The sequence below is a fragment of the Paenibacillus antri genome (assembly GCF_005765165.1).
Taxonomy (GTDB): Bacteria; Bacillota; Bacilli; order Paenibacillales; family YIM-B00363; genus Paenibacillus_AE; species Paenibacillus_AE antri.
On sequence record NZ_VCIW01000015.1, the window covers coordinates 58,793 to 75,137 of the forward strand.

General features: G+C 61.4%; 19 protein-coding genes. 14 read left to right on the top strand and 5 right to left on the bottom strand.

Annotated elements, in window-relative coordinates:
- Nucleotides 1-5: 5 nt before the first annotated feature.
- The 3 genes from FE782_RS20255 to FE782_RS33130 all read left to right on the top strand — a co-directional run bounded on the left by FE782_RS20255 (nt 6) and on the right by FE782_RS33130 (nt 1,597).
- Nucleotides 6-215 carry a DUF1540 domain-containing protein gene (locus tag FE782_RS20255; protein ID WP_138196071.1) on the top strand — a complete coding sequence of 70 codons (210 nt, stop codon included), beginning with the start codon at nt 6-8 and terminating at the stop codon, nt 213-215.
- A gap of 43 nt (nt 216-258) precedes the next feature.
- Complete coding sequence (locus FE782_RS20260; protein ID WP_138196072.1) at nt 259-741, top strand: hypothetical protein; 483 nt, start codon at nt 259-261, stop codon at nt 739-741.
- Between the two features lie 160 nt (nt 742-901).
- Complete coding sequence (locus FE782_RS33130; protein ID WP_274388734.1) at nt 902-1,597, top strand: lytic transglycosylase domain-containing protein; 696 nt, start codon at nt 902-904, stop codon at nt 1,595-1,597.
- A 142-nt stretch (nt 1,598-1,739) separates the two neighbouring features.
- On the opposite strand, the gene FE782_RS20270 is transcribed toward FE782_RS33130, so the two are convergent.
- Nucleotides 1,740-2,438, bottom strand: a complete 699-nt coding sequence (locus FE782_RS20270; protein ID WP_138196074.1) for a TerC family protein — start codon at nt 2,436-2,438, stop codon at nt 1,740-1,742.
- A 307-nt stretch (nt 2,439-2,745) separates the two neighbouring features.
- On the opposite strand from FE782_RS20270, the gene FE782_RS20275 reads away from it, so the two are divergent.
- The 8 genes from FE782_RS20275 (at nt 2,746) to FE782_RS20310 (ending at nt 8,633) form a co-directional block, all read left to right on the top strand.
- Entirely contained in the window at nt 2,746-3,408 is a 663-nt protein-coding gene (locus tag FE782_RS20275; RefSeq protein WP_238392582.1) for a TerC family protein, read from the top strand.
- A gap of 84 nt (nt 3,409-3,492) precedes the next feature.
- Complete coding sequence (locus tag FE782_RS20280) at nt 3,493-3,969, top strand: hypothetical protein (protein WP_138196076.1); 477 nt, start codon at nt 3,493-3,495, stop codon at nt 3,967-3,969.
- 127 nt (nt 3,970-4,096) lie between these two features.
- The gene (typA, locus tag FE782_RS20285; protein WP_138196077.1) at nt 4,097-5,932 is read left to right on the top strand and encodes a translational GTPase TypA; all 1,836 of its coding nucleotides are present in this window, start codon (nt 4,097-4,099) and stop codon (nt 5,930-5,932) included.
- Nucleotides 5,929-6,231, top strand: coding sequence for a YlaH-like family protein (locus FE782_RS20290; RefSeq protein WP_138196078.1), 303 nt, complete (start codon nt 5,929-5,931; stop codon nt 6,229-6,231). Before typA ends, FE782_RS20290 begins: the two co-directional genes overlap by 4 nt.
- A gap of 8 nt (nt 6,232-6,239) precedes the next feature.
- Nucleotides 6,240-6,644, top strand: coding sequence for a hypothetical protein (locus tag FE782_RS20295; RefSeq protein WP_138196079.1), 405 nt, complete (start codon nt 6,240-6,242; stop codon nt 6,642-6,644).
- A 7-nt stretch (nt 6,645-6,651) separates the two neighbouring features.
- Nucleotides 6,652-6,927 (top strand): hypothetical protein, encoded by a 276-nt coding sequence (locus FE782_RS20300; RefSeq protein WP_138196080.1) that lies wholly within the window; start codon nt 6,652-6,654, stop codon nt 6,925-6,927.
- Nucleotides 6,928-6,941: 14 nt separating this feature from the next.
- The gene (locus FE782_RS20305) at nt 6,942-8,066 is read left to right on the top strand and encodes an LCP family protein (protein WP_138196081.1); all 1,125 of its coding nucleotides are present in this window, start codon (nt 6,942-6,944) and stop codon (nt 8,064-8,066) included.
- Nucleotides 8,067-8,180: 114 nt separating this feature from the next.
- Nucleotides 8,181-8,633: a pyridoxamine 5'-phosphate oxidase family protein gene (locus tag FE782_RS20310; protein WP_138196082.1), complete on the top strand. Its 453-nt coding sequence runs from the start codon at nt 8,181-8,183 to the stop codon at nt 8,631-8,633.
- A gap of 50 nt (nt 8,634-8,683) precedes the next feature.
- On the opposite strand, the gene FE782_RS20315 is transcribed toward FE782_RS20310, so the two are convergent.
- Entirely contained in the window at nt 8,684-9,340 is a 657-nt protein-coding gene (locus FE782_RS20315) for a YhcN/YlaJ family sporulation lipoprotein (RefSeq protein WP_138196083.1), read from the bottom strand.
- 114 nt (nt 9,341-9,454) lie between these two features.
- Between FE782_RS20315 and FE782_RS20320 the strand changes: the two genes are divergently transcribed.
- Nucleotides 9,455-10,786: a PhoH family protein gene (locus tag FE782_RS20320; RefSeq protein WP_138196084.1), complete on the top strand. Its 1,332-nt coding sequence runs from the start codon at nt 9,455-9,457 to the stop codon at nt 10,784-10,786.
- A gap of 11 nt (nt 10,787-10,797) precedes the next feature.
- Here FE782_RS20320 and FE782_RS20325 read toward each other — a convergent pair whose 3' ends face one another.
- Complete coding sequence (locus FE782_RS20325; protein ID WP_138196085.1) at nt 10,798-11,289, bottom strand: hypothetical protein; 492 nt, start codon at nt 11,287-11,289, stop codon at nt 10,798-10,800.
- Nucleotides 11,290-11,434: 145 nt separating this feature from the next.
- Here FE782_RS20325 and FE782_RS20330 point away from each other — a divergent pair, with 145 nt between their 5' ends.
- Nucleotides 11,435-12,766, top strand: coding sequence for an extracellular solute-binding protein (locus FE782_RS20330; protein ID WP_138196086.1), 1,332 nt, complete (start codon nt 11,435-11,437; stop codon nt 12,764-12,766).
- A 9-nt stretch (nt 12,767-12,775) separates the two neighbouring features.
- On the opposite strand, the gene FE782_RS20335 is transcribed toward FE782_RS20330, so the two are convergent.
- Complete coding sequence (locus tag FE782_RS20335; RefSeq protein ID WP_138196087.1) at nt 12,776-13,912, bottom strand: hypothetical protein; 1,137 nt, start codon at nt 13,910-13,912, stop codon at nt 12,776-12,778.
- A 107-nt stretch (nt 13,913-14,019) separates the two neighbouring features.
- Nucleotides 14,020-15,090, bottom strand: a complete 1,071-nt coding sequence (locus tag FE782_RS20340) for a hypothetical protein (RefSeq protein WP_138196088.1) — start codon at nt 15,088-15,090, stop codon at nt 14,020-14,022.
- A 110-nt stretch (nt 15,091-15,200) separates the two neighbouring features.
- Here FE782_RS20340 and FE782_RS20345 point away from each other — a divergent pair, with 110 nt between their 5' ends.
- Nucleotides 15,201-16,337, top strand: coding sequence for a class I SAM-dependent methyltransferase (locus tag FE782_RS20345; protein ID WP_238392583.1), 1,137 nt, complete (start codon nt 15,201-15,203; stop codon nt 16,335-16,337).
- Nucleotides 16,338-16,345 lie beyond the last annotated feature (8 nt).

Consider the following 16,345-nt stretch of genomic DNA (forward strand, 5'->3'; position numbering starts at 1 on the left):
TTGTTTTGACACAAGTCAAATGCAGCGTGTCAAACTGTACTTTTTACAAGGAAGGCAATCGATGCGGCGCGGACTCCATTATGATCGACGTGGATAAGCATGCAAGGATGGACTTCAACGCGGAGTTCGCCGGCGAAAGCTTCGACACGGAGCATCAGGACGATGCCAAGACGTCGTCCACGACGTGCTGCCACACCTTCAAGCCGAAAGAATAACTCGAGGCGCGGCAGCTTCAGCGCCGAAGGAGGAGGGTTCGCGGTGAACGAATCGATGGAGGATCGGTCGGTCTCGGATGACGCCTCGTCGTCTTTCGGTCCGGAGACCGAATTCGAGAGCGAATCGTCCGTATCGGATAAGGCGTTCTTCCAGGAGGAAGCGGTCCATCCGGTAGCGGAGAAGCAAGCTGTGGAAACGTCGGAGCCGAAGGGAACGACGGTCTCGTTGTTCGGGCCGGAGGAGCGGGACACGGAGTTCGGATCCGATCTGGCGGTACCCGCGGGAGCGGCATCGAACGGCGCGGCGGCGAAACCGTTCGACGCGGGAAAGACGATCGGCTGGGTAGGCATCTTTCTCGCGATCGCATCTTTCTTTGTCTTGGGGAGCATTCTCGGGCCTGCGGCGATCGTGGTGGGATTCATGGCGTTCGCGAAAGGGCGCAAGAAACTCGGCATATGGTCGATGGGGTTAGGCATTATTTCTTTCGTTATTTTTTTGGCCCTACTTCCGAACAACGCGGTGTAGCGCAGACAGGGCAATGGAGGACGCCGTCCGTGCGCGGGCGGCGTTTTTTTTCCGTCGTACGCGGCTGGTCGGATTCTCCTTGGAAAAAACGATGGAGCAAACAGGGGAAATCTTTTATAATGAGGACAACCAATCCAAGAATCGGAGCGATAACGTCCCTATGAGCATCAATTCCGTCGACCCTAAGCTGATTACCGCCTGGCTGAAGACGCAGTTTCTGTCCACGACCGAGATTACTTCCGCGTCGCTGGGCGGAAGCGAGGTCGGCTCCGGCTCCTCGCCGAACTTCGCCGCGCTGCTGCAGCTGTTGACCGCGCAGGCCGGCAACGGCACGCTTGCGGACGAGGCGTACGAACGTTCGGCGACGTTCGGCCTCGACGGGCTCGTCGGCGCGATGCCGCTGAAGCTGGCGGGACTGTCCGGAACGACGTACGAAGCCGCGGCGCCCGCCCCCGGGGACATCGACGGCATCATTCAAGAGGCGAGCGCGAAATACGGCGTAGATCCTGCGCTCGTGCGCGCGGTCGTCCGCGTAGAATCCGGCTTCGACCCGACCGCGGAATCGCACGCGGGAGCGAAGGGGCTGATGCAGCTCATGGATGCGACCGCGAGATCGCTCGGCGTCTCCGACTCGTTCGACCCCGTGCAGAACGTCAACGGCGGAACGCGCTTCTTATCGTACCTGCTGACGAAGTACAATGGTAACGAGGGCGTCGCGTTAGCGGCTTACAATGCCGGCCCGGGCCGGGTCGACCGGCTCGGAATTCGAACGGACGCCGATCTGGCGACGGCGATGAACCGTCTGCCGAAGGAGACGCAGGCGTACGTCGGCAAGGTGCTCGGCGCGCGAGGATAATACAACGAAGGGGCTGTCCCAAGAGTAGAGATCAATCTGCTCAAGGGAACAGCCCCTTTCGTTTGCGTCCGACCCCAACATCGGTCGATACATAAAAAAAGCTGCCCCGGTCTTGACGACGTTCGGGACAGCTCCATTTCTCTTACATTTCGTGGTCGGTGGAGGTGGAAGGCTTACCGATGACGCCTCTGGCGTTGCGAAGCTTGCCGGCGACCAATACCCCGACGATGACGACGATAAGGAACGCCCAGTACACCGCAGGGTTCGCGAACCAATCGTGGATGAACGGCTCGTGCGTGATCATCTTCGCCGCGGTGAAGGCCAACACGCCGGAACCGATGTAGACAATCGGCGGGAAGCGGTTGACGATCTTGATGAACAGCGTGCTGCCCCAGACGACGATCGGAACCGATACGAGCAGGCCGATTACGACGAGGAGCAGGTCCCCGTGCGCCGCGCCGGCGACCGCGATGACGTTGTCGAGGCCCATGGCCGCGTCGGCGATAACGATCGTCTGCACCGCCGCCCACAAGTTGTCTTTCGCTTTGACGTCTTTATGCCCTTCGTCGCTCACGAGCAGCTTGTAAGCGATCCAGACGAGCAGCAAGCCGCCGACCAGCTGCAGGCCCGGAATCTTCAGAAGCTCCACGACGAGCACCGTGGCCAAGATCCGAATCGCCACCGCGCCGAACGTTCCCCAGAAGATCGCTTTCTTCTGCTGTTCGGGGGACAGCTTCCGCGCCGCCATCCCGATGACAATGGCATTGTCTCCCGCAAGCACGAGGTCGATGAAAATGATGGTGATTAAAGCTGCCCAGAAATCCGGAGACATGATGTCCATTTTTCTCCCCACTCCTTATAAAATGTATATAAAACACAAAAAGACCTCGCCTATGCGAAAAGAACGCATCGGCAAAGGTCTTGCTAACAACGGTGTCCGTTGCCAACAAAGCCGGGAACGCGGGGTTCCGTATTGACGACTTTGATGTGGCAGCTACTCCCCTTTTTCCAATGTCATAAGTATACGCGCATGTTCCGAAGTCCGTCAAGTGTGTATTCGCCCGTCTCGAAGAACATAATCGGACGGCTTGTCACATACAATGAAACGTAGAAAAGTGGGACGAACCCGAATCGAAGGAGGGAGGCGCGTGGAAAGCCTCTTCTTGATCGTAAAGATCATAATGGTCAATATCGTGCTGAGCGGGGACAACGCGGTCGTCATCGCGATGGCGAGCAAAAACTTGCCCGCCGCTCAAAGGGCGAAAGCCGTATGGTGGGGGGCGGTCGGGGCGGTCGCGCTCCGGATCGTGCTGACGGTGGCGGCAGTGTTCTTGCTGAAAATTCCGATGATCCAGCTGCTGGGCAGTCTGCTCCTGATGTACATCGCGGTGAAGCTGCTACTCGACGACGAGGGACACGAAGACATCAAGAGCGCGGCGACGCTCGGAGCGGCCGTCTGGACGATCATCGTCGCGGACTTCGTCATGAGCCTCGACAACGTGCTGGCGATCGCGGCGATCGCCGAAGGCAACTGGCTCTTGATCGTGATCGGCATCCTGATCAGCATTCCGCTCATCGTATGGGGCAGCACGTTCGTCATGAATTTGCTCCACAAATATCCGGTCTTGATCTACATCGGGGCGGGCATCTTAGGATTTACGGCCGGCGAGATGTTCCTGAAGGATCCGACGGCGGCGCGCTGGATCGGCACGGAATCGCAGGCGGTCCATTGGCTGCTGCCGGCGGCCGCGGCGGCGGTCGTCGTAGCGGCGGGATTATGGAAGAAACGGCGTACGGCGAAAGTAACATAGTGTGGAATTTTCGACAACATTCCGATACACTGGTAGCAAACGGCGTCGTAACTTGACGTCTACGTGTAGACGGGAGTGGTCGAAATGAAAAACCGTACGCTGCCGCTGGGAATCGCTATCATCGCGGCGGGCATCTTCATCGCATTGGGCAAGCTGGGATTTTTCCAAGCGCTCGGAGCCTGGTTTTGGCCGCTGCTTCCGCTCGCCGCGGGCGGACTTCTGCTTTGGGCGGTTTGGACGAGACGGCTGCCTTCGGCGGCTTACGTGCCCGCCGCGTTCCTCGTAGGCGCCTCGATCGCGTTCTTGTTGTGCGCTTGGTTCGGATGGCACTGGATGAAGGCGCTGTGGCCGCTGCTGCCGCTGTCGCTCGCCGCCGGAGCGTACCTCTTCGCCGAAGCGGAACGCATACCGCCGCTCCGCTCGCTGTCGCTCGGCGTCGGCGCCGCCTCGCTGCTCGCGCTGCTCGTGACGCTGCTCGTCTTCGTGAACGGCTTCGTCGTCGCCCTCGTTCTGATCGTGGCAGGCGTCGCCGTCATTGCAAGAAGACCGAATTTCCGCTAAAATGATTGCTTTTTCGCGAATATGCGCGTATAATTTGAAGGACTTAGGCGTAGCGTCGGATCAGTCTCCGGCGCTTCTTTTGTGAACAGATAAAGACATAAATCCAATTGGAGTGGAGAATACGAACATGATTTCAAGAGACAAAATTCGCAACATCGCCATTATCGCGCACGTCGACCATGGCAAAACGACGCTCGTCGACAAATTGCTGCAGCAAGCGGGAACGTTCCGCGAGAACGAAGCCGTCGTCGAACGCGCCATGGACTCGAACGATTTGGAACGCGAGCGCGGCATTACGATCTTGGCGAAAAACACCGGGGTTATGTATAAGGACCACTTGATCAATATCGTGGATACGCCGGGACACGCTGACTTCGGCGGCGAGGTCGAACGGATCATGAAGATGGTCGACGGCGTACTGCTCGTCGTCGACGCGTTCGAAGGCTGCATGCCGCAGACGAAATTCGTGCTTCGCAAGGCGCTGGAAGCGCATCTGACGCCGATCGTCGTGGTCAACAAGATCGATCGTCCGAACGCGAGACCGGCCGAGGTCATCGACGAAGTGCTCGACTTGTTCATCGAGCTCGGCGCGGACGACGAACAGCTCGAATTCCCGGTCGTGTACGCTTCGGGTCTCGTCGGCACGTCGGGTCTCGAGCCGGACGCGCAAGAGCCTACGATGCAGCCGATGTTCGAGACGATCCTGACGTCGATCCCGGCGCCGACCGAGAGCACGGTAGACCCGCTGCAATTTTTGGTCACGCTGCTCGACTACAACGAATACCTCGGCCGCATCGCCGTCGGCCGCATCAACCGCGGCACGATTCGCGCGGGACAATCCGTCGCGGTGCTCGACCGCGAAGGCAAGCAGCGCACGGCGCGCATCGAGAAGCTGTTCGGCTTCCAAGGACTGAAGCGCATCGAGATCGAAGAAGCCGGCGCGGGCGAGATCGTCGCGATCGCGGGCATTAAGGAAATCAACATCGGCGAGACGATCGCCGATCCGGCGAACCCGGAGCAGCTGCCGGTGCTTACGATCGACGAGCCGACGCTGCAGATGACGTTCGTCGTCAACAACTCGCCGTTCGCGGGCCGCGAAGGCAAGTGGGTCACGTCCCGGAAGCTGCGGGAGCGTCTGTACAAGGAACTGGAAACCGACGTCGCGCTGCGCGTCGAAGACACCGACAGCCCGGACGCCTTCGTCGTCAGCGGCCGCGGCGAGCTTCACCTCGGCATCCTGATCGAGAACATGCGCCGCGAAGGCTACGAGCTCCAGGTTTCGAAGCCGGAGGTTATCGTGAAGGAAGTCGACGGCGTGAAGATGGAGCCGATCGAACGGCTGCTCATCGACGTGCCGGAAGAGAGCATGGGCGCCGTCATGGAGAGCCTCGGCACCCGGAAGGCCGACATGGTCAACATGACGAACAACGGCAGCGGCAACGTTCGGATCGAATTCTTGATTCCTTCCCGCGGATTGATCGGCTACCGGACGGATTTCCTGACGTTGACGCGCGGATACGGCATCATGAACCATGCGTTCGACTCTTACGGCCCCTATGCGGGCGCGGGCGTCGGCGGCCGCCACCAAGGCGTGCTCGTGGCGAGCGAAACCGGCACGGCGACGTTCTACGGCATGGCGTCCGTCGAAGACCGCGGCATTTTGTTCTTGACGCCGGGGACCGAGGTGTACGAAGGAATGCTCGTGGGCGAGCATAACCGCGACAACGACATCATCGTCAACATTTGCAAGGAGAAGGCGTTGACGAACATTCGTTCTGCGTCGAAGGACGACACGGTCCGTCTGAAGACGCCTCGCCTCATGAGCCTCGAGCAGGCGCTCGAGTACCTCAACGACGACGAATATTGCGAAATTACGCCGAAATCGATCCGTCTCCGCAAGAAGATCCTCAACAAGAGCGAGCGGGAGCGGGCGGAAAAAAATAAGAAGTTGGTCAACACATGAACGAATGGCTCTTTGAGCACGTTTGGATTACGTACGCCATCATCTACGTGCTCGTAACTTACGTGTACAATAAGGTGTTTCGCGTTCGGAAGCTGCCCTTGCTCAAGGACGCGATCATCTACGTGTTGATCGGGATCGGGACGTTCGTCCTGCTTGTTTTCCAAATGTTCGGCCTGCCGATCGTCTTATGCCTGCTCGTCGCGGTCGGTCTGATGCTGCTCGTGCGCGTGCGATACTTCGTGGAAGGCCGGCAGAAGCGCAAGGCGGACGGCGAAGGACAAAGCGAAGCGAAAGGGTAGATGAGCCGATGTCGGGATATTGGCTGACGCCGATCCAGGGTGAAGATCCGGCGGTGCTGTCGAAGGAGCGGATCCGGCTGTCGCCGGAGGAAGGCGACGCGCTTCGCCGGCTCGCCGCCGAAGCCCACCCTAGACTGCTTCCCAGCTTTAAGCTGGGGATGCTGCTCGGCGACGACGAAGACGCTTGCGGATTCGGTCCTCCGGCGGAGGCGCTCCGGCTCGACGAGGACGTCGACGTCGCGTTAACGGGTCCGCTCGCCGTCTCGCATTGCGGGGCGGCGTTCTTGGATCGCCTGCTTTCTCCGGCGGAGGCGCTCGCTCTCGCAGCGGCGCTCCCGCCGGTTTCGCATGTCCGGACGCTTCTCGGATGGTGGCGCGAGGGCAAACAAGCCATGCTGTTGAAAGAGGAGTGAACCATACATGCGGCTCGAGGACGCCATCTTTAACTGGCTTCAAATCAAGCTCGTCGAGGAAGGCCGCCCGGACGACAACGCCGCCCGGGAGACGGTCGCCTTCTTCGAACAAGTGCTTAGGGAAGACCATGGTCTGGAGTTATTTGCAATTGGCAACGTCGACGACACGATGTATCATGTTAATTATGTAAAGGAAGGCAAGAAGAAGACGCGGATGATCGATCGGGAATCGGCCGAACAGCTGCTCGTCGACATCAACGCCAATCCGAAATATAACGAATAGACCAAGGTGAGAACATGACGAATCCGAATTCAACGTTGCCGCCTCGCGGCGATAAGGCGGTCATCCGGTCGCCGAAACCCGCGAAGTCGCGGGGACTTAGTTTGTTTAAGGGCGTCATCATTCTGATGGTGATCGCGCTGCTGGCGCTGGTAGGCTACGGCGTATGGCTGTACTTGCAGGCGAAGGACGTCGCGGCGGTCATCGGCACGCCGGAAGTCGTCGCGCCGGAGGAACGCGCCAGCGAACGGCCGATCTCGATGCTGCTGCTCGCCACCGACTATCGTGAAGAGCTGCGCAGCGCCAATACCGACACGATCATGGTCGCGACGCTCAACCCGAACAGCAAGACGGCGACCCTTGTCTCGATCCCGCGCGACACGTACATCGATCCGGAAGGGCTGAAGCCGAACAAAGCGAACAGCTTTTATGCCACTTATTTATACGGCAGCCTGAAGGAAGCTCCGAAGGATAAGGACGAACGCCAGAAGTACGCGATGGAAAAAGTCAAGGAGCTGTACGGCGATTATCTCGACGTGCCGATCGATTATGTGACCGTCATCGACTTTCAGACGTTCGTCGACGTCGTGAACGCCTACGGTGGCCTCACGATCGACGTCGATCAGAACATGTGTTATCGGGACCGCGCGGACGGCACGAACATCGATCTTCGAGCGGGCGTTCAGGACCTCGACGGTCAGCAAGCGCTCGACTTCGTCCGCTACCGCAAGTCGTCGTCCAGCTGCAGCCCGAGAACGGCGGAGTCGAACGACTTCGAACGGAACGCGCGCCAGCAGCAGGTCATCTCGAAGCTGTTCGAGAAGATGAAGACGCCGCAAGGGCTGCTGAAGGTCGGAGGGGTGTTCGACGCCGTGTCGAACAATGTCAAGACGAATATTCCTTCCGCGCAAATCGAAAACATGATTCAAACATATATCACGATCGACAACGATAAAATAGAGTACATCCACTTAGAGGGCAAGTGGGACGGCCAGTACGTCCGGCTGTCGTCCGAAGACGTGGAGGAAGCGTCCGTCCATCTCAACGACCAGTTGCTCGTAGACGGCCCGCCGCCGGCGGATCCCGTCCCGGCGGAAGGGGAAGCGAACGCGGACGGCGAGGCGTCCGAAGCAGCGGAATAAAGCCGCTTCGGGGGCGGCGGCAGGCGCGGAATGCGGCTGTCGCGACGGTCCGCGCTATGCTATAATGAGGGTACGGACGGCAACACATGGTATGACTGGGAGGCTAACGGACACATGTCGGAAGTCGTAACGGTTTTGTCACAGGAATTGATCGACCAATTCCAGAAGGAAAAGCTCGTCCTCTTGAGCACGATCGACGCGGAGAGCGGCGGCCCGGCGACGAGCGCGATCTCGTGGGTATTCGCGCCGAACGAGAAGACGGTGCGCTTCGCCGTGGACGGACGGTCACGGATCGTGTCGAACGTAAGAGCGAACGCGCGGGTGAACGCGACGTTGTTCGCGGAAGGCAGCGTGCACGCGGTGTACGGAGCCGCGAAGATCGTCACGGAGAAGCTCGAAGACGTACCTTTCGCCCTGGTGTGCATCGACATCGAGGTGGAAGCGGTGCGCGACGCGATGTTCTACGGCGCGCGCATCTCCGTGGAGCCGGAATATGAAAAAACGTATGACAAGCGCGCGGCCGAGAAGCTGGACAACCAGGTGTTCGCCGCCATGAAGAAAGCCTAGTCGACAATCGACTAGGCTTTCTGTGTTCTTCGCGCATGTTTCGACGTTTTTCAACGACGATTGGGGTGATCCGCGAAATCTCGATTGTCTCTCGGTTCGCCGGCATTCGACGGCGGGGTGGATCGACCGTCCCGGGACGATTCGATCTCCTTCACGCCCTGCTCCTGCGTCGCGGCTTTCGGATCGTTCGGCACCTGTCTTCGCTGTTCGATGTCTCTCGGCAGCTGCGGTACGATGCGTCCGACGATGTCCGCGAGCTCCTCGGCGATGCCCTGCATCGGCCGCCCGTTCTGCATATCTTGGCGAATTTCTTGAAGGCGGTGATTTAAGTCCATATCGGCGGTCACGATGGCGTTGATGCCTACGGGATCCTTCCGCAGCGCCTCCGCCACGGCGTATTTGATCGTTCCGACGCGGGAACGCTCGACGTCGCCGCCGACATCGATGCCGACGATGGCCGTATCGCCCACGATGACGCAATTGGCGTGCTTTACCTCTTGAATGCTCTCGGCCAGCTGCTCGAGCCGCGCTTCGGTCGCGCGGGAACGTTCTTCGTCCCGTTCGGGGGCCGATTGCTGCACCCGAACCCGATACGTATCGTCCGTCTGCTTCGCCTCGGCGCCGGCTCCGCCGTTCCCCGAGCAAGCGGCGACGACGGTCAGCGCGAGGAAGAGCGCGCCCGACAGTCCAAGTTTTTGCTTGCGCATCTCGGTTCCGTCCTTTCGGGAAAATGTATTTTCTATGCAGGTAGTGTTCTCTTTATCCGTTCCGACTATGTATTTCCCGAACCGCTAACCGATCTTGCTATGGAGGGAATTGCGATGAAGAAAATTTACGTGCTGGATACGAACGTGCTGCTCCATGATCCGAATGCCATCTACGCGTTCGAAGACAACGACGTTATCATCCCGGCGGTCGTGCTCGAAGAGATCGATACGAAGAAGCGGAACGCCGACGAGATCGGGCGCAACGCCAGATACGTCTCGAGATTGTTGGACGGTTTAAGGGATAAAGGACGGCTGCACGACTCGATTCTGTTGGACAACGGCGGAACGCTCAAGGTCGAGTTGAACCATAGAAGCTTCTCGCGCATGCAGGAACTGTTCGGCGAATCGACCGTCGACAACCGCATCTTGGCGGTGGCGCTCAATTATTATTACGAAGAACAAGAAAATCCGAATCCGAAGCCGGTCGTCATCGTCAGCAAGGACGTCCTCGTTCGTATTAAAGCGGATGTGCTGGGGCTGCGCGCGGAGGATTATTTGAACGATAGAACGGTCGGCCTGTCCGACCTGTACGCGGGATATTTCACGCTGAAGGTGCACCCGTCGGTCATCGACGAATTTTATTCGTATCGCTTCCTGCCGGTGTCCGCGGTGTCGACGTATACTTCGCTCTATCCGCATACGTTCGTCATCTTGAAGGATGAGATGGGATCGTCGAAGTCGGCGCTGCTGAAGGTGAACGCGGACGGCAAGAAGCTCGAGCCGCTGTATCTAAGCAACGATCCGGTCTGGGGCATCTCGGCTCGCAACGCCCAACAGCGGATGGCGATGGAGCTGCTGCTGAACGACGACGTGCCGCTCGTGACGTTGACGGGCAAGGCGGGCACGGGGAAGACGCTGCTCGCGCTCGCCGCGGGGCTGATGAAGGTGGAGGACGAACGAAAATACAAGAAGCTGCTCATCGCGCGCCCCGTCGTTCCGATGGGGAAGGATATCGGCTACCTGCCGGGCGAGAAGGAAGAAAAGCTGCGGCCGTGGATGCAGCCGGTGTACGACAATCTGGAGTATTTGTTCGATACGAAGAAGAGCGGGGACATCGATAAAATATTGGCGGGCCTCACGAGCATCCAGGTCGAGGCGCTGACGTACATTCGGGGCCGGTCGATTCCGGGACAGTTCATCATTATCGACGAAGCGCAAAACTTGTCCCGCCACGAGGTCAAGACGATCGTGTCGCGCGTCGGGGAGGGCAGCAAGATCGTGTTGATGGGCGACCCGGAACAGATCGACCATCCGTATCTCGACGCGACGAGCAACGGCTTGACGCATGTCGTCGACCGGTTCAAATCCGAATCGCTTTCCGGGCATATCACGTTGGAGAAGGGCGAGCGTTCGCACCTGGCGCAGCTCGCCGCCGATTTACTGTAATTCATTCTTTCTTATGAAAATTGTACCGACGCACCGTACCGCGAGGCGATCCCTTCGATCGTCTCGCGGAGATGCGATTCCGCGAAGTACGTCTTCGCCGCCGCATCATCGCCGCCCGCGGCGAAGACGACGAACTCTTCGATCTGCAGCAGGGCGGGCGCGAGCTCCGCGCCCGCCGGCTGGGGATCGGCGAACCGGAAGCGCGAGACGCGGTCCGCGTACAGGTAGGCGTTCCCGAATTTGCTGACGAAGCCGAAATCTTCCGCGCGAGCGTCAAGCTCCGTTCCTTCCGGGAGCAGCCATAACGCGATCGGCTCCCAATCGACGCTGTATTTCGCCAAGACGCCGGCGACGTTGTCGCGCTGTTGTTCGTCGTCCACGACGATAAGCTCCTTGTCTCGATCGAACACCGTCGCCGCCTCGGCGAGCGCCTTCACGATTTGAGAATAGTACCCCGCGCGTTTCCCTTCCGGCAAATCCATTTGCAAGCCGTATTTCAACATTCGTTTTTTTCCTCCGCCTTTCCCGAAATGTTCCGATGTAGGTCGTAAGTCATCATTCTAAAGCAGTCTTCCTTGTAACACAAATGAAATCCACGCCGCCTCCGACTTCTGGTAAGATGGGAAGTAGGCGGGAGGGAACGCATTCATGCGCAAATGGTTCGTCATCGTCATGGCCGCTATCGGCATGACGTTATTTATGTTGCTCGGCCTCGGCGACGTCGCGCGCGTAGAAGCGCCCGACCCGTTCGGGACGACGGCCGCGCCGGAGACGGGGTTGCCGGACGAAGCGACGGCGCCTCGCGTCGCGCTGCGAGCGGTCGTCTCCTTAGAGCCCGGCACGTTCGAAGGACTGCGGCGCGCGACGGAGCGTTACGAGTCGATTCGTCCGAACGTGGCCGTCTCGCTGCAGAACGTTGCCGCGGACGAGCTCCGGGGGAACGTGCGTACATCGACGGAAACGGGCGATGCGCCCGATATTATGTTATATCCGACCGAATGGGTGCGCCGCGAAGCGGCGGAGGGGCGTCTATTGTCCTTGGACGACTATGTCCCGGCCGAGCGGCAATCGCAATGGTTCGAGACGGTGCGGGGCGCTGTGCGTTGGAACGGCTATTTATGGGGCGTGCCGGCGGACTGGGACCCGTACGTCTTCGTGTTCCGGGAGGACGACGCGTTCGGCTCGTCGATCGCGGACGCGCCTCCCACGGCGTCCGCTTGGCTCGAGTACGCGGACGGAGGAGACGCGGGCGCGCTCGCCGGCGCGACGGCGGAATACGGCGCGGCGCTGCTGCGGCATTGGTCGGCGCGGCTCGAGGACGAAGCCGCCGAGAGCCCGGCGAATGACGAAGGGCCCGATGCCGTCGCCGCCGCGTCCGGCGAAGCCGAGGCGGCGGAGTCCGGCGACGCGGAGCCGCCGGAGGCCGCGGAAGGGGCGCAACTAGATGAGGCGAGCGCCGAGGCGGCGCCGATCCGCGGCACCGCCGCCGCGGTAGCGAAAGGGGAGGCGGTATGGGCGCTCGCGCCGCTCAGTCAAGCGTTGGCGGCGCAAGCGGCGGAGCCGTCGGCGCGGCTGACGGCGTCGGCGTTCGTGCCCGACCCGGAAGCCGCCGGCGGGCTGCCGCCCTTCGCGGGGCGCAGCTACGTCGTTTCGCCGGCGACGGACCATGCGGCCGAAGCGGCGGATTGGATCCGCTTCGTGACCGACGCGTCGACCGTGGAGGAATTCGGCACCGTGGGCGGCGAGCGGTGGCCCGTAACCCGGTCGTCGTTCGGTCTTCCGTCTTCGTTCGCGAGCGGGAAGCCGACAGTGCTCGGGGCGACCGGGCCGGCCGGCGCCTTGGCGCTTCCCGACGCGAACGGGCTCGACGCGAGAGACGCGATGAACGCGCTGCGTCCGCTCATCCGGATGATCGACGCGGCGCGCGCTTCGTACGGCACGCCGCCCGAGGAGCTTCCGCCTTCGGGGGACGGACCGTAACGGCGCGGCTTAGGAGCGCGAAGCGAAGTTGAAGCTGAGCTTCACGCGCATGCGGCCTTCCTCGTTGGCGAGCTCCGAGACGGTTAGACCCGCTACGAGCCTGCCGGGCTCGAACGAGAGATCGTATCGATTTTGCAGCTCGGTCCTCGTCGTATCCGGCAGCTCGTAGCCGTTGAACGCGACATTGTCGATTTGGAAGCGGAGCGTGTTTTCCGGTTCCTTTTCCAATATGTAAACCCCTTGAAGCGTTGCCGCGTTGCCGCCGATGCCTCCGGTTACCGTCATGCCGGAAGGCCCGAACCCGAAGTCGAAGCCTTCGAACAGCTCGTTCCGCTCCCGCAAGAAGTTGTTGAACACCTCGTCGGTGAGCCTGATTTCCATCGACGCGCCGCTCACCGTCATGAGCGTCGGGTCGGACAACAGCTCCGGCAAATCCTGCATCGCCGCGCTTAACGCCGTAAGGACGTCCTCGAACAGCGGCACCCCTTCTTCTTCCCACGCGCGGGTCGTCGCTTCGATCGCCGCCAGCTGCGCCTCGCGCTCGAGCTCGGTCAGCTCGGCCAGTCTCCGATCCAGCTCGGCCTGTTCCTCGATCAACCTCGTTCGCTGGCGTTCATGCTCGGCAATGACGAATTGGAGGCGATCTTGCCGCGCGGCCAGCTCCGCGAGCAGCTCCTGCTGCTCCCGATACGCCTCGCGATACGTCTCCAACGTCCGGAAGTCGTTGGTCACGATCGCCTGCAGATAGTCGATGGCGACCAACGCTTCTCCCAGCGAACGCATCCGGAACACCAACATCCACAGCCGATCCCGCTGCCCCATATAGTAAGCCCGAAGGATTTTGCCGGCGGCTGCCGTGCGCGCGTCCAATACGACTTTCTGGCGGTCGATCGCGTCTTCTTGCAGCGCGATGGATTCGTCGACGCTCGCTTCTTCCGCCTTGAGGCGAACCAATTCCTTATCCAGCTCGTGGATCGTCAACCCTTGCTGCACGAACGTCGACGCGTCGTCCGTTACGGCCGCCGCTTGCTCCGCGGGCCGTTCTTCCGCAGCGGGCCGAGGCAAGGCCGGACCGGCGAACGCGGGAACGGCCGCGCTCGTTATCGCCAGCGCCAAAGCCAATCCGGCGCCGAACCACTTCCGCATACTCTCCACCGCCCGTCCAAAATATCTTTATTCATTATGCCTATCGTTTACCGATCGCTTGCATGACAAAAACCCTCGAAAATCGAGTCGCTTTTCGAAGGGCATCGTCACGGGTTCGCCGCATCGGCGCCGGACAGCAAAAAGGCGAGCACGTCCTTGAACGGAATGACGTTCGGCGGTACGGTCTTCGTCAACTCCGGCGAGCCGTTCGGCTCCGTCAACCGTACGGCGTACGCGAAGCGGTCCGAGGAGGCGTTCTCCGCCGAGGAACTCGCGTCGGTCGCGCTTCCGTCCTCGGACGATGCCTCCGCGCCGCGGACGACGTCGAGCTCGACGGCTTGATCGACGACGTACCCGTTCTCGTCGAGCGAGATCGCGATGCTGCCGCCCGGCGCAAGCGAGAACGACGCGTCGCCCGCGATCGACAGGCGATCCGCGCCGAGCTCCGGCGGAAGTCGCTCCGCCCATACCGCGTAGCCTTCTCGGAATGCCGCCGCGACATGTTCTGCGTTCTCTTCCGTCACTTCGACGACGAAGCGGCGCGGTTCCTCCGCCGGATCGCTCTCCGCGGCGCCTCCGTCGCCGTCGAGAGCGACGTCCGGCGTCCGAATCCATTGCGGATCGACGCGATCGACGATTGCATAGGCCAAGTCGTCGAAGGCGGCGGCGGCGTCGAGCAGCGGCCGGATCGGAAGCGGGCCGGTTCCTGCTTCGGCTTCGGCCAAGTCGATGGCGAAATATTCGTCCGGCGCGTTCACCGGGGGGATGCTGACGTATAGCAAGCCGTCTTGCGCGAGCAGCGGAACGGATTGCGCCGCCGCTCCGTCGCCGCCCGCAGTCCCTTCGAAGCGTACGTCCGCTTCGAGCCGCAGCGGGTCGCGGTATAGGATGCCGCTCCAGGACAGGCCTTCGCCGAGCATCGGCAGCAGCGCCGCCGGTCCGGCGGCGGCCGTCGGTTCGCCCTTCGTAGGGAAGGCGATCGAGCCTTCGAATCGGTAATTGTCTAAGGAGGCGTTCCGCTCGTATGCATCGGCGATCCGCGCCTTCCACGCCTCGCCCTCGGCCGCGTAATCGCGCGCCGGGGTCCGTTCGCAGCCGGCGAGCAGCGCCAGCAGGGCGACCGCGAAGGCGGCTGCCCGAAGCAGCGGTTTCCGTCTCGCGCGTACGGTATTCATCATAAACGTGTGACTCCTCCCTAAAAGCCTAGTATTATTATAACGACGGCGCCGTCTTTTGTCTGTACGGGACGGATGCGAAACGATGGGAATTCGGAAAGGGGCGAACCGACATGGCGGAGCGGCGCAATCGGGCGGTGGAGGAAGCGCTCGCCGAGCGGCTGCGGCTTCAAGGCGGACGGATGACGTTCGCCGACTATATGGAATTATGTTTATACCTCCCGGAGGCCGGGTATTACCAACGGAGCGAGCCGAAGCTCGGCAAGAACGGGGATTTCTATACGAGCGCGCATATCGGCTCCTTCATGGGCGGCTGCATCGCGGCGAGTCTCGATGCGGCGGCACGGCGGCTAACGCCGGACGGAGGAGACGTCGCCATCGTGGAATGGGGCGGGGGGGACGGCCGGCTCGCCGAAGCGGTGCTCTCCGAGCTGCGGGACGTCTACCCGGAAACGTACGCACGCGTTCGATTTCTTGGGGCGGAGGGCAGTCCGTACCATCGCGCGCTGCAACGGGAGCGGCTGCGCGGACACGAGGAGAAGATCGAGGGCATCGTCGAACCGGACGACGACATCGTCGAACGGGCGTTCCGGGACTCGACGACGCTGATCTTCGCGAACGAGCTGTTGGACGCCTTCCCGGTTCGCCGTTTGGTTCGAGCTCGGGGCGAGTGGATGGAGCTGTACGTCGAAGGCGATCCGGCGGCCGGCACGCTGCGGGAGGCGCCGGGGCCGATCGGCGACGCCCGGCTTGCGGCGTGGCTGGCGGCGCATCCGGTGCGCGGCAAGGAGGGGCAGCGCATCGAGGTCGGCCTCGCCGGACTCGAATGGCTCTCGGCGCTCGGCCGGCGGCTGCGGCGCGGCTTCGTCCTGCTGGCGGACTACGGCGACGTGTCCGCGGAGCTGTATGCGCCGCATCGGATGACGGGGACGCTGCTCGCCTACCGCAAGCATGCCGCCGACGAAGCGTGGTTCCGCGAGCCGGGCGAGCAGGACCTGACGGCGCACGTGAATTTCGAATGGTGCGCGGCGGTCGCGGGCGAAGCGGGCTTCGGCGAGATCGGCGTGACGACGCAGAAGTCGTTCCTCGTCGAACACGGCATCTTGAACAAGCTGCGCAATCACGACGGAGCGGACCCGTTCTCGCCCGAGGCGAGAGCGAACCGGGCGATCCGGCAGCTGCTGCTGAGCGACGGGATGAGCGAGCTGTTTAAGGTCATGACGATGTGGAAGGGCGTAGATGCGGAATAATCGAAAAA